Raw genomic sequence first — 12,651 nt, 5'->3', positions numbered from 1 at the left:
CATTGCTAAACCGTTGATTTTAGCGCGATCTGTTTCTATCGAGCTGGCCGTAGGCGATCGCTTTCCAGATGAGGATCAGCGTGAACGAGATCGTCATTCCAATGGGAACGGCCAGTTCGGCGTGGGTTTTGCCGAGCCACCAAGTGGATCCGATAAATACCGGTAATGCGGCGATGTGACTGTAGATGATGGGCCTGTCGCACCCGCGGGCATAGAGAGCATAGTGAGGCACCATACCCACAGCGTTGACGATCGCTGCAACTGCAACCCATGGATACAAATCAAGCGCGTCCAGATAGACTGTCTTGCCCACCCAACCGAGCAGGTAAGGCAACGCCACCCAACTGACACATCCAAAGGCAACAGAAACAGCTAACGTCTGGAAAAACATCTGCCGAACCGTCGTGCGGGCAAGCTCGTACTCGCGCTTGTGGCTGTGGCTGATCAATGCCGGGTAGCTGAACGAAAACACCCCCGCATCTAGAAAGACCATCAGCGTTCCCGCGACGCCAAGGAACAACACATAAGCACCCACCGCTTCTATTCCGCCAAGATCCTCCATCCAATATCGATCGGCGGTCTGGATGCCACGCAAGGCGAGAGTTGAAACCAGGAACGCCGCGCTGACCGAGATCCCTTTTCGAACCCAGCGCCAATCAACTGGCCTTGACCAGCCGCCTATCGGAAGTTGCCTGACTCTCCAAACACCCAATGCTGCCGCAGCTAAGCCCGAGCACGCCCAAAGGGCCATGATCACGTCCAGATTCCGGCTTCCTGGAAATCCGATCATCACGACCACGGCCGCGATTGCCCAACTGCCCTGCCGCACGAACAGGGTTACGCTCGCGGCGACCTGGTCCGACAGCACGATGAGAAGACGCGAGACCTCCTGGTTGAAATGCTCCAGTGCCAGAATTGGAACGAACCACCATAGCAGCGAGGCTGACCAGCCCTCGCCCTTCAAGATCAAGACAACCGGAGGCAGGACAAACACGTAAAGAAGGCCGCACAAAGCCAATTGGCCTTTCAGCATAGCCCCTCGCTGATCGTCAGAGACTTGCAGGATCTCGCGCGAAGCGAAGATATAGAAGTCAAGGCCAACCAAATAGAGGCCGTAGATGACCGTGGCGGTGAAAAGGCCGTAATATCCGACCGATTTCGGATCGACGTACCTGGCCAGGAAAAATACGAACAGAAATCGTGTAAACAGAGTGCCGAACCGCAGACCAATATTCAGCAGGCGGACCGCGCCGGCAACAAAACGCTCATTACCCTGCGCAATGGATGCGGACGCAATCCTCAATGCCCAGCCTCGGCGTGAGCTTGTAATCTCGCTCATTTAACGAGCGCCAAAGCCAGTGAGGACAGTTCTCACTGTACGGAACACAATTAGCAGGTCCAACCACGGCGAAAAGTTCTTGATATAGTAAAAATCGTAGTGAAGTTTCTCCAATACCTCCCCAACTGCCGCAACATGCCCTTGGTTAACCTGCGCCCACCCGGTGATGCCCGGCCGTACAATGTGCCGATACCGATAGAACGGCAATTCGGCTTCGTACCAGCGGGAGAGAACGAGGGCCTCGGGTCGAGGTCCTATCCAGCTCATTTCTCCGCGCAGGATATTGATCATCTGAGGCAGTTCGTCGATCCTCGATTTCCTCAAAAACCTACCCAATCCTGTGATGCGCGCGTCACCGGCCTTCGTAATGGCCTGTTCCTTTTCGTCAGCAACGTGAGCACTTGTTCTCATCGTTCTGAATTTGTAGACCTGGTACACCTTTCCTCGATAACCCATCCGTTGCTGCCTAAACAGTGCAGGCCCTGGTGAGTCCAATCGAATTAGGGCGGCGACCAAGAGGAGCGCTGGCGACAGGAGAACCAATACTGCCAGCGCCGCAATCCAATCGAGCGCTTGCTTGACTTTCAAATAGGCTTGATTGGGATTGATCGAGCCGAGGGTGTTCTCGGAAAGATGCTCGATCTCGACGCGCCCTGTGAGGGACTCGCTGATCTGTTTTGTATGGTAGACCGGCGTACCAGAAAGCGCACGATCGGCGATATATCGTTCCCATTCGTTTGAAAGATCGGCCCGAAGGTCCGCGACCACACCACTCGCATGTTCTATGATTTCGTTAGACGAACGAATCCAGTGCCAACTCACGCCCGGTATGTTTTCGAGGCGATCGACATTGCCGCCAGGGATGACAGCCAAGTGGTATGGATCCAGTCGTCGGGTCGCAACGCTTAACGCAAAGTACCAAAACGTCGACTGCACAAAGCTGGCGGCCGCCTGAAACCGGCTATAGTCGATGCGCAGAAAGAAGATGGTCAGGAACACGAGGCCGTAAGCTAAAGCGAAGGTCGGCAAGATGTATCCTGCTGCAGCTACCCCCGGGAAGGTCCCAATCCTCCGGTAGAGCAAATACCCCGTTAGGTGTGCGATGACCACCGCAACAATCGTGATTTGCATGTTGGAGGAGTAGATCACGCCAGGGTCAACTGAGCTGCGGATAAGCGCCGGGATCAGAACTGCAAATGCAAAACCTCCTGCAAGCTGAAATCGCATTTGCAAAAGGAGATGCCTTTGATTTGGCAGATTGATAAAGCGAACATTCATGTTCATGTTTGCTATCCGGCTATTTTGGCGCGTCTGCTGTCACGCGGCAATAACGCGACCTTCGAGATCGCCAGGTTGTTCGACCCGAGCCGCTGACGAGCGCTGCTGGCCGACCTTTGGGTCGACAAGTCTTTGGACATCGTGTGGTTGGGACGGAATAGAGCAGATTGTTGCGGTCGCCGGCGCCAACGGTGCCGCATTTTGCCCGACAGTGCTATGAGCGGCACAAATGGTTTACTTAGGCGCGGAAATCGCCCCAGTGGCGCGCAAAATCCCACAGCAACTGTGCCAGGTCACGGCTACCGCACTCCCGGGTGAAACCGGAATTCTTCATGCGTAACAAAGTGGACGCGCAATCGAGCAATAATGCGCTTAGATCACGCTATTGCGACAAGACTGCTCGATTCGAGTTGAATAGGAATTTCGCCGTTCATGATCGCGACTAACACCCTGGCCCGTCCTGTCGAATCAAGTCGGTCAAGGCGACCTATCAGCTCGGCGAAAGGGCCTGATAGAATTCGAACCGAGGATCCCAGCTTGAGACCGCCACTGAAATCAAGCAGACCATCCTTGCCAGTCAACGCCATGAACCGCTCGACCAAGCCGGAAGGAACTGGCGAGGGTCTATCCCCCCGCATGATCAACGAGCGAACGCCGATAGTTGCGTTCACTGCGCGCCAGCGTTGCTGTGTTACGTCCAAAGCAACAAACATATACCCCGGGAAATACGCTGCTGTGCGTGTGTAATTCCGCCGGGCATGACGAACAGTTTTTACCGCGCGCGGCACGAACGACGTAAATCCCTGCCTTTGAAGGTGTTGTTCCGCGATATTTTCTCTGCCAGCAAACACGCCGGCTGCATACCAACGCACACCAACGGGCGCGGCGACGGAGTCCTGCAACGCTCCGTCTCTTGTGACATGGAATCCCGGCTTAGTCATAGCGGCACTTTCGGTTTACCTTATGCGCCGAGCAAGTGATTCATATTGCGTTGATCTAACTCCAATGGAAATATTTTTTCCAAGGTGTTTCGCGCGCCTGAAGCTGTACGATACTTACTAGCGCAGGAGTGTGAATGACGTGTCACTTATATAGCTCCTGATCGCCTCGCCCGACTTTTGTACAGCATATACGTTACTCACGGCGCATGCCGTGCGTTTGCACTTTGCTTCGTGATTTCATTGGTATGTAAGGTTGTGTGGCCTGCAGGTCCGTTGTGTCCAGGTTGCGGAGCCATATGATGCTTGCCTACGAAAAGCAAGCCGGGAGTTGGACTGCCGCGATCGGCATAATCGATTAAATATCATGCTCATTGGGCCAGACGGGAGGCGGAATGGCGGTGAATTTCATCCGGTGCAGCTGCTTTTGACGTTTCCGCAAACCATTGGGTCTGCATAATTAATTAACCGCAGTTGTTTGAGCATTGCCGCCGTCCGTGGCCAAATGACGCGGTCTGTTTTTGCTGTTCTTCGATTGTGCCAGATGGACGGGGCGAGACTCGGACTAGACAGCATCTTGGCGTGGCTCGTCGGTCACGCTTGTGGTCTTGTCTTTGCGTAATTGGGATCTGGCGCGCCGTCGTCACGCAGCTGTCAGATTGGCGACTTAGGGAGTTCTGTCGCTTTGCGATCGGCATTTTTGGTGTAGCTACGTGATGGGATTATTACTGTTGCGTTTGGCGCTGCCGTTGAACAGTTGGCCCATCCGTGTTGCTAATATGCTTTGATGTTTATGCTTTGAGCTGTATCTTGCTTTCTGTAGTGTTGTGAAGTAGTTCAGGATGCCGTATTGATCCTTGGGAGAACTGTCGACATGTGTGGCATCGTTGGAATTGTTGGGCAATCGCAGGTCGCGCCGCTCATTGTCGATGCCCTGAAGCGGCTGGAATATCGCGGCTACGACTCTGCCGGCGTCGCCACCATCGAGGAGGGCGAACTCGGACGTCGCCGCGCCGAAGGCAAGCTCGTCAATCTCGAACGCCGACTGCAGGAAGAGCCGCTCGAGGGCACGATCGGCATCGGCCACACGCGCTGGGCCACCCATGGCATGCCGAACGAGATCAACGCGCATCCGCATTTTTCCGACGGCGTCGCCATCGTCCACAACGGCATCATCGAGAATTTCGCCGAGCTGCGCGACGAACTCACCCGCGACGGCTATACGTTCTCCTCGCAGACCGACACCGAGGTTGTCGCGCATCTGGTGGCGCGCGAGCTCGCCAAGGGGCTGAAGCCGGTCGAGGCCGCGCATCAAGCGCTGAAGCGGCTACACGGCGCCTTCGCGCTGGCGATCATGTTCAAGGGCGACGAGGACCTGATCGTCGGCGCCCGCAACGGCCCGCCTCTGGCCGTCGGCCATGGCGAGGGCGAGATGTTTTTGGGCTCGGACGCGATCGCGCTGGCGCCCTTCACCAACTCGATCACCTATCTCGAGGACGGCGACTGGGCGGTGGTGCGCCGCGAAAGCGTGACTATCTACGACATCGACGGCAACAAGGTCGATCGCCGGCGCCAGCAGTCGCTCTCGACCAGCTTCATGGTCGACAAGGGCAACCGCCGGCATTTCATGGAGAAGGAAATCCATGAGCAGCCGGAGGTGATCTCGCACACGCTGGCGCATTATGTCGACTTCGTCTCGGGCAAGTCGAAACCGCTCGACCTGCCGTTCGACTTCGCCAGGATCGGCCGGCTGGCGCTGTCGGCCTGCGGCACCGCCTATCTCGCCGGACTGATCTCGAAATACTGGTTCGAGCGCTATGCGCGGCTTCCCGTGGATATCGATGTCGCCTCGGAGTTCCGCTACCGCGAGATGCCGCTGTCGGCCAATGACGCGGCCTTCTTCATCTCGCAGTCGGGCGAGACCGCCGACACGCTCGCCTCGCTGCGCTATTGCCGCCAGGCCGGCATGAAGATCGGCGCCGTCGTCAATGTGCGCGAATCGACGATGGCGCGCGAATCCGATGTGGTGCTGCCGACGCTGGCCGGGCCGGAGATCGGCGTCGCCTCGACCAAGGCTTTCACCTGCCAGCTCTCCGTCTTGGCAGCGCTTGCGGTGCGCGCGGGCGTGGCGCGCGGCACCATCTCGCGCGATCAGGAAAAGCGACTGGTGCGCGAGCTTTCGGAAGCGCCGCGCTTCGCCACCCAGGTGCTGGAGCTCGCAGAGCAGATCGAAGGCATCTCGCGCGAGCTGTCGCGCCACAAGGACGTGCTCTATCTCGGCCGCGACACCAATTTCCCGCTGGCCATGGAAGGCGCGCTGAAGCTCAAGGAGATCTCCTACATCCACGCCGAAGGCTATGCCGGCGGCGAGCTGAAACACGGGCCGATCGCGTTGATCCATGAGGACATGCCGGTGATCGTGATCGCGCCGCATGACCGGGTCTTCGAGAAGACGGTGTCGAACATGCAGGAAGTGGCGGCGCGCGGCGGCAAGATCATCCTCATCACCGACGCCAAAGGCGCTACGCAGGCAGGCATCAAGACCATGGAGACGATCATCCTGCCCGAGGTGCCGGAGATCATCGCGCCCATCATCTACGCGCTGCCGATCCAGATGCTCGCCTATTTTACCGCTGCGGCCATGGGCACCGACGTCGACCAGCCGCGCAATCTGGCAAAATCGGTGACAGTGGAGTAGGGATCTGAGGCAAGCACATGTATTTTCCACGATTTTTGGTATTCTCGGCAGTGCGCGCTGATGCTTCTTCTGGCTTTGGCCTTCATTGCGACCTGGTCGGTTTTGTATTCGGTAATTTTGGCCACCCTTGCGGCTCTCGCGTTGCAGGTCGGATACTTTGTGGCTGTTGTATACCTTGTCATTCGCGGCGATCCGGCTAAGCGGGAACAATCATCTGTAACTGACGAACGCGCGTTAACGTTTCGGCCCAGGCGGAATCGGAGCTCCGTTAAATGCGCAAGGATGTGAAGCCCCGCGGTCGCATATGATGACGCCAATGTTCGTCAGGCCGCGGATTGCCAATCGACGCCAGGCGGCGTCCAGATCGGCGCGGTCGTCAATATGCGGGATTCGACCATGGCGCGGATCCGATGTCGTGCTGCCCACTCTCGACCAAACCCTTTACGTGTCAGCTGCCGGTGGCGGCTTCGCTCGCGTGCGGGAAGGTGCCCACTTTTGCCAAAAAGAACGCAACTTGGCGTTCTAAGATCTCTGCGCAATGAGCATTGACTTCCTCCATGAGGAAAAGAAGGCACCTAGGCTGCGCCATGTTGAAGGCGGATGGACAATGGCTTTGCGTATCAGAATGCCGGGCGGCACGCTCAAGGTGAAGACCTATCGCGAATTGCGAGACAGCGAACGGGACCGACGCGTGCCAGTATGGAAGTTGGGGGCGTTCTACGTGATCTGGTCGTCAGGCAAGCACGTGACCCGCAACAACAATCATTCAAAACCTTGATACGCACGGCCTGAGCTCAGCCGAAAGTTCCGAACATGCCTTGCGAATGGACCTGCCTGAGCATCAGCCACGCGGCATTGCCCCATGCCAATTAGCGCTGCTCTTAGCTGGCACGGCAGCGACGGGGTCCACTGCTCGGGACGTTCAGTCGTGCCTCTCCACGGCGTGCGGAAGGTCATACGCTTACGTATCAGAGGGATATGCCGTCCCGCCCGATCGGGAGCGACCCACTTTCATCGCTTGTGCTTGTATCACTTGTTGCCGCCCCTTTGAACGCGCCGAAATAAATAAGCCCCGCTACGGCTGCAAAATATCCCAGCTGGAAAATGATGGCGATGAGCACCGTCCAACCTGTCGTTCGCCAGATTGAACCGGTTGCATGGTAAATCCACCCTGCGACGACCAGCATAGTGGTCGTCGCGCCAACAAGAAACCTTGGAAAATACATGCCCAAACCCGCGATTCCGGTAGGTTCTGCGCCCAGCAGTCCATCCGCACTTAGATATCCATGTTTCGCGCGCACTTGCAAGAAAGATTGATGGTTTATCCGACTTTGGCCGAAGAAGTTTGGCTTGGCCTTAACTTTGTCAATGCTGCATGTCCCACAGCTCCAAGCGTTCTTTTCGAAGAGCCTGGTTCCGGTCTTCAACAGGCGTCTCGTCTTTCCGTGACCGGCGGCAGGGATTGGCCGGCGCGTCCTGGTCTACCTGTCTATAAAGGCCGTTCAATATGGGACTGGCAACCTTCGGTTACATGAAAGTTACATGAGAGGAACCGACGAGACTGAATACCATGCCATCCATTTGAAAAACTTGGCGCACCCGACGCGATTCGAACGCATGACCCCTTCCTTCGGAGTGCCCCAAGGGTGAAATTACCGAAATATCGAAATATGTAATCATTTGTTATTCCATCATTTTATGACAGTCGATACCAATCATTACTTCCCTTTTTATGTAACATTTGCTATAAATCTGTTACATGGAAGTTACATGAAATGCCCAAGATATTTTTGACTGACGACATTGTTTTTGAAGCGAATTGCCCGACTGACAAGGACCAGGAGCTTTATTGGGATTACGCGGTGGCAGCCAACGGCCAGATTCGAAACGGGTCGGTTGCCGGGCTTGGCCTCCGTGTTACCGGTCTAGGCCAAAAGTCCTTCGTCCACTCCTACCAATTCAATGGCAAGCGCTGCCGAAAAGTTCTGGGCTCCACCACCACCATGAGCGTCGCCGCCGCCCGGCTGGCAGTTGTTGAACGAGACCAGCAGTTGAAGGCCGGAAAAGATCCCGACCTGGATCGGATCGACACGCGCCGCAAGCACTTCCTTACTGTGCGCGAGGCCATCGACCAATATTGGGGAAGCCATGTCAGCGGTCTGTCCGCTGGCTACCGCTACAACTTCGCGATCTTCGTGGCTCACTGGCTACGGCCGGCGCCGAAGGAGGCCACTCGCCGCGGATATAACAGCAAGCGGCTTTATAAGGACTTCGGAGCAATGTTCGCCGATCGGCCGCTTACAGCCATCAAGCCTATCCATATCGAGGAATTTCAGCGGCAGTTCACCTCTCCTTACGTCTTTAACAGCGCTCTTCGCCATGTTCTGGCCCTCTACAACTGGGCCATCCGGATGCAACTGGTCGACATGCGCAATCCGTGCAGCCCCATCCGCGCTCGCAAGCTGATCCGGCGCCGGCGCGACTATAGCACCCAGCAAATCCAGCAGATTGCCCGAGCCATCTTCTTTCCGGTGATGGATGCTCCGCCACAGATCGATCACCTGACCGGCTTCGCAAAGCGGGACATGGCACTGGCCCGAGGGCAAGTTCTTACCGCCAACGACCAGATGCAGGAACTCTGCAATTATATGGGCATCCTCTTCCTGACCATGGCCCGCCCCAGCGACCTCAACAAAGCCGAATTCGATCATTTCGACCTGGAGAAGCTGGTCTGGCATAAGCACAACACCAAGGGTATCCAACTGTCGCGCTCGCTCTACGAGTACGCCTACCGTTCGGTGCCGGTCCATTCCAGGGTTGCCGACATGGTGCGGGCTCAGCGCCTGCGCTGGCCGGAGAGCAAGCTGTTGTTCCCGTCCCATACCGACCAGACCAAGCCGCGCGACAATTTCCGTAAGGGGCTCGAGCGGTTCAAGGCGCTCCCCGGCGTGCCGGCATATTTCCAACTCTACGACCTCAAACGGATCGCCATCTCACTCATGCTCACCGGCCAAGGCGTCTCGCACGAGGCCATCTCACACTACGTGGACCACAAGGGGAACCTTGAAACGACCATGATCTATGATCTCGGCCTGGTCGATCCCCTGCGTCCCGTCACGCAAAAGCTGGGGGACCTCCTCGGCATCTAGGCCTTGACGTCATTTTTGGGCTGTGGCGCAATGATGGGGCGCCGATGTCTCGGTGCACAATCCACCACAGAAAGATCAGTTTATGGAAGCGATGCAGGCGCTGGTGCTGACCAGCATCCAATTGCGCGACATGCTGACGGAGGCCGCTAAGCAAGGAGCAGCGCTCGCAGTCCAGGAACTTCGCGCCGACCTACTTCAAGCACCGGAAGACGTCACGCTGCAAACGCTTCGCAGGTACCTCGCCGATCCTGCTTCTCTTGCCAATCCGCATGAACATTGGGCTGACAGCGGCGTCATCCGCCGGGTTCAATCCGCGGCAAGTCGCAAGCCCAAATCCACGGCCTGGTTCATGAAGTTTCAAAGGCAAACCGGCCTCAACCAATGTGCGACCCGGCAAAGTCCCGCCTACGGCCGGCGGCGAGAATGGACATTTGCGGACATCCGGCTGGCATGGAATGCTTATTACCGACGACGGTAGGGGACCGTGGAAGTGGCAATTGAAGAAGGCAAGTATCCGGGCCAATTGGCGTCTCCGCAGCAGATTCACGAACTGGCAGAGGAATACCGAAAGGCGGCACACCAGCTCCTTCCCCTCGGCCGGGCCGGCAAACCCCTCACCCGAGCTCCGTTCAGGCTATCGGCAATCCACGCGATCGAACTTTACCTGACCGCATTGTTGCTCCACCGCGGGCACAATCCCAATCAGATCCGAAAGATGCACCACGACTTGTCGGCGCGGACGGAGCACACCACAGCGGCAGGGCTCCGCCTTCGTGCGAAGACAGCCAAACACCTCCAGTCCCTCAGCCAGAACCGGGAATACCTCGTCACCCGTTACGGGCCAGAAATGTCCGCAACGGCCTCGCAGATCAACCGCCTTACCGCCACCCTTGAAGAGGTGGCGGTAAAGGTCACGGTATTGATCGCCAAATCCCCTAGGCAGCAGGTAGACCCAGTTGCCGCCGAAGAGGTTCAAGTTCGAGACTTGGCAGCCTCGTTGTCTGCGTCGCCCGTCAGTTGAGCGACGTGAGGCATTAGAAATACATCAACGAGGTACGCGGCGTAGTCCAATGAGATCGGCAGCATGGATGCGGTGATTTCATTGTCGATATAACTCTCGGCATCCCAATAGCTTCGAGTCAGTTCCTCATTGGCCGGCTCCATCCGCTCGATGATCCTTTCAAAAGCGGCGTTAGCGGCATCGATAAGCACTGTACGGTCGGTCCCGGTGACAGGCAGCGACGCAATAACGGCATGGGAATCCATGACGATGTTTCCTTATGGGAATGGCGGTCTCTTACCTCAGCATTTTCGGTCGCCAGGCCGATGCTGGTTTTTCGTGTGGTGGCCAATCAACAATCATCGCGCCAGGCGCCACCTTATGCTCACATGCGCACCGGCAGGATACTCGGGAATCTCGCCGAAGCAACCATCCGCGTAGGTGGCTCAGCTAAAGATTTCCACCCTCACGAAAGGTTCATGATCCTTTGCTAATGGCCCCATTCGGGGGGACGTTCCATGGACGAAAATGGACCATACAGGGAAGCGTATCGCCTTGAGCGCATCGTACGCGGCGCAGCCAGTATCATCGTGACTTTCTATTCAGCCAAAGAGGCACGGACGGTCATCCCCAGCTTGAATGATAATTACCGGCTGATGCAGGGTGACAAGCAGATCTGGCCCAGCAAGGGTTCATCCGAACGTCATCGCTAGGCCTCAGGTTAGCGAAGCCGACTTCGATCGGCTAGAAAGACCTCCTGCCGGTTGCGGCGGGGCATCTTTTAGCTATCGGCAAGCGCCAGTTTCGACCGGATCGCGCCGATCGCGTTCACGATGGCATCCGCGGCATGAACGTCGAGAGCAACATCCAGGATACCTTCGGTCGTCCGTATCGACAGGATACCGAGAGTGCCTTGCTCATCCTTCACGGTGCCGACGTGGATTTCGGTTGGCACGAAAGGCCTCGCCTTATCCGTCCGCTTCATCGTTCACCTATGTTAAGGGGTGAGACACAATGGATGAAATGGGTCGCGCGTTCAAGCGGCCTTGGGTTGTGGCCAGCCTTCTCAATTCATCTTAGATGTTGCGACTGCAGTCGGGAAATCGTGCTGCCGCTAACCTTGAACGAGCTGGCCACTGCGCTTTTCGCCTCCCCGGCTGCCAGCCGTGACAGCGCTTCGACACGTTGCTGCATGGACAGTTTCGGTTTGCGGCCAAATTTGACCCCCATCGCCATAGCGCGGGCGCGGCCGCTCGCCGTGTTCTCCAGAATCCTGCGCCGCTGCCACTTCGCCGCCCATCCGACCAGGAACAGCACAAGATCGGACATTTCCGAGGTCGTGTCGATGAACGGTTCGTCCAGCAGTCTCAGAGCGGCGCCTGCTGCCGTGACGGTCCGCATGATACTCAGCAGATCGAACGGATCCCGCGCGACGCGGTCGCTTACCACGGCGTAAACCACGTCCCCCGGCTTTAGCCCCCTCAAGAGCCGTCTGAGTTGAGGCCGGTTCGCATCCTTGCCGCTCTTTTTTTCAAAGAAGATCCGTTCACAGCCCGCGGCCCGGAGCCGCCCCACCTGTGCTGTCAAGTCCTGAGCTTCAGTCGAGACCCGCGCATATCCATATCTCATTCACATGCGCCTCCCTGTTGCTTCATATGTCACGACATTTGCAAGAGCCGTTTTTGCCTCTTTTTGGGCTTAACTGACAGTTACTTTGCGCAAAACTTGAGCAGAAAAGCTCCTAGCGCGCGCTGTGGGAGGCGTGCGCAAATGTCGTGAGTTTTGATAGGAATGCTCCCCGTGGGGATGGCAAGGCAGGCGGCCAGCCCGCCCCTTCGTGCCTTTCCCAAATCATTCTCGACGGTCTCTCCCATGATGCGAACTGATCGTTCCCGGCTCAGCAACAAGTGCCGGCACCCCTGTTCGCGTTAGCCATTCCCTCGCCCCATCACTGGACGCCACAAGCCCATCATCGGAGCATCAATGCCGATTCTGCTCATCCCCGCCGGCCTGATCCTTGGCCTTCTCGTAGGTTATGCAACCCGGCCGTCCCATATCGGCTTTCAGATTCCGCTCGAGGTCCTGTTCAGCGCCAGTCCCATGGATGCGCCCTTCCGCAGCGAGCTGATGACCCACCTTATGACCTGTGGCGCGATCGGCCTTGTCGGGGGCGTAGTGCTCTTCGGCATTGTCCGCGCGCTCCTGCCGTCCCGCAAAGCCTAGCCTCACCGGCTGGCAAGCGTTTTGTT

14 protein-coding genes are annotated in these 12,651 nt (G+C 57.2%); 7 read left to right on the top strand and 7 right to left on the bottom strand.

Going from position 1 to position 12,651, the window contains the following annotated elements; translation table 11 throughout:
* Nucleotides 1–19 precede the first annotated feature (19 nt).
* The 3 genes from EN869_RS29370 to EN869_RS29360 form a co-directional block, all read right to left on the bottom strand.
* The gene (locus EN869_RS29370) at nucleotides 20–1,339 is read right to left on the bottom strand and encodes a hypothetical protein (protein ID WP_126089440.1); all 1,320 of its coding nucleotides are present in this window, start codon (nucleotides 1,337–1,339) and stop codon (nucleotides 20–22) included.
* On the bottom strand, nucleotides 1,340–2,623 hold the full coding sequence (locus EN869_RS29365) for a sugar transferase (protein ID WP_245514652.1): 1,284 nt from the start codon (nucleotides 2,621–2,623) through the stop codon (nucleotides 1,340–1,342). It abuts the gene before it with no gap.
* A gap of 371 nt (nucleotides 2,624–2,994) precedes the next feature.
* The gene (locus EN869_RS29360) at nucleotides 2,995–3,519 is read right to left on the bottom strand and encodes a transcription termination/antitermination NusG family protein (RefSeq protein ID WP_167509405.1); all 525 of its coding nucleotides are present in this window, start codon (nucleotides 3,517–3,519) and stop codon (nucleotides 2,995–2,997) included.
* Nucleotides 3,520–4,429: 910 nt separating this feature from the next.
* On the opposite strand from EN869_RS29360, the gene glmS reads away from it, so the two are divergent.
* Together glmS and EN869_RS29350 are read left to right on the top strand one after the other, a co-directional pair.
* Entirely contained in the window at nucleotides 4,430–6,253 is a 1,824-nt protein-coding gene (glmS, locus tag EN869_RS29355) for a glutamine--fructose-6-phosphate transaminase (isomerizing) (RefSeq protein ID WP_127229660.1), read from the top strand.
* Between the two features lie 538 nt (nucleotides 6,254–6,791).
* Nucleotides 6,792–7,031, top strand: coding sequence for a hypothetical protein (locus EN869_RS29350; protein WP_127229659.1), 240 nt, complete (start codon nucleotides 6,792–6,794; stop codon nucleotides 7,029–7,031).
* A gap of 190 nt (nucleotides 7,032–7,221) precedes the next feature.
* Here EN869_RS29350 and EN869_RS35275 read toward each other — a convergent pair whose 3' ends face one another.
* Entirely contained in the window at nucleotides 7,222–7,680 is a 459-nt protein-coding gene (locus EN869_RS35275; RefSeq protein ID WP_245514651.1) for an exopolysaccharide production repressor protein, read from the bottom strand.
* 348 nt (nucleotides 7,681–8,028) lie between these two features.
* Here EN869_RS35275 and EN869_RS29340 point away from each other — a divergent pair, with 348 nt between their 5' ends.
* From EN869_RS29340 to EN869_RS29330, 3 genes are all read left to right on the top strand, one after another.
* Entirely contained in the window at nucleotides 8,029–9,402 is a 1,374-nt protein-coding gene (locus tag EN869_RS29340; RefSeq protein ID WP_127229658.1) for an integrase family protein, read from the top strand.
* Nucleotides 9,403–9,484: 82 nt separating this feature from the next.
* A complete protein-coding gene (locus EN869_RS29335; protein WP_127229657.1) occupies nucleotides 9,485–9,880 on the top strand; it encodes a hypothetical protein in 396 nt (131 codons plus the stop codon).
* Between the two features lie 12 nt (nucleotides 9,881–9,892).
* Nucleotides 9,893–10,423, top strand: a complete 531-nt coding sequence (locus tag EN869_RS29330; protein ID WP_245514650.1) for a hypothetical protein — start codon at nucleotides 9,893–9,895, stop codon at nucleotides 10,421–10,423.
* Here EN869_RS29330 and EN869_RS29325 read toward each other — a convergent pair.
* The gene (locus EN869_RS29325) at nucleotides 10,375–10,668 is read right to left on the bottom strand and encodes a hypothetical protein (protein WP_127229656.1); all 294 of its coding nucleotides are present in this window, start codon (nucleotides 10,666–10,668) and stop codon (nucleotides 10,375–10,377) included. The two genes, EN869_RS29330 and EN869_RS29325, sit on opposite strands and share 49 nt — an antisense overlap.
* A gap of 252 nt (nucleotides 10,669–10,920) precedes the next feature.
* Here EN869_RS29325 and EN869_RS29320 point away from each other — a divergent pair, with 252 nt between their 5' ends.
* Nucleotides 10,921–11,115 (top strand): hypothetical protein, encoded by a 195-nt coding sequence (locus EN869_RS29320; RefSeq protein WP_127229655.1) that lies wholly within the window; start codon nucleotides 10,921–10,923, stop codon nucleotides 11,113–11,115.
* A 68-nt stretch (nucleotides 11,116–11,183) separates the two neighbouring features.
* Here EN869_RS29320 and EN869_RS29315 read toward each other — a convergent pair whose 3' ends face one another.
* Both EN869_RS29315 and EN869_RS29310 read right to left on the bottom strand, forming a co-directional pair.
* A complete protein-coding gene (locus tag EN869_RS29315; RefSeq protein ID WP_245514649.1) occupies nucleotides 11,184–11,357 on the bottom strand; it encodes a hypothetical protein in 174 nt (57 codons plus the stop codon).
* 116 nt (nucleotides 11,358–11,473) lie between these two features.
* Complete coding sequence (locus EN869_RS29310) at nucleotides 11,474–12,031, bottom strand: recombinase family protein (RefSeq protein ID WP_127229653.1); 558 nt, start codon at nucleotides 12,029–12,031, stop codon at nucleotides 11,474–11,476.
* Between the two features lie 354 nt (nucleotides 12,032–12,385).
* Here EN869_RS29310 and EN869_RS29305 point away from each other — a divergent pair, with 354 nt between their 5' ends.
* On the top strand, nucleotides 12,386–12,625 hold the full coding sequence (locus EN869_RS29305) for a hypothetical protein (RefSeq protein ID WP_127229652.1): 240 nt from the start codon (nucleotides 12,386–12,388) through the stop codon (nucleotides 12,623–12,625).
* Nucleotides 12,626–12,651 lie beyond the last annotated feature (26 nt).

It is taken from the genome of Mesorhizobium sp. M2D.F.Ca.ET.226.01.1.1 (genome assembly GCF_004022705.2).
Taxonomy (GTDB): Bacteria; Pseudomonadota; Alphaproteobacteria; order Rhizobiales; family Rhizobiaceae; genus Mesorhizobium.
Note: the sequence above shows the minus strand (reverse complement) of the source record. Positions and strands in the feature narration are given on the sequence as shown.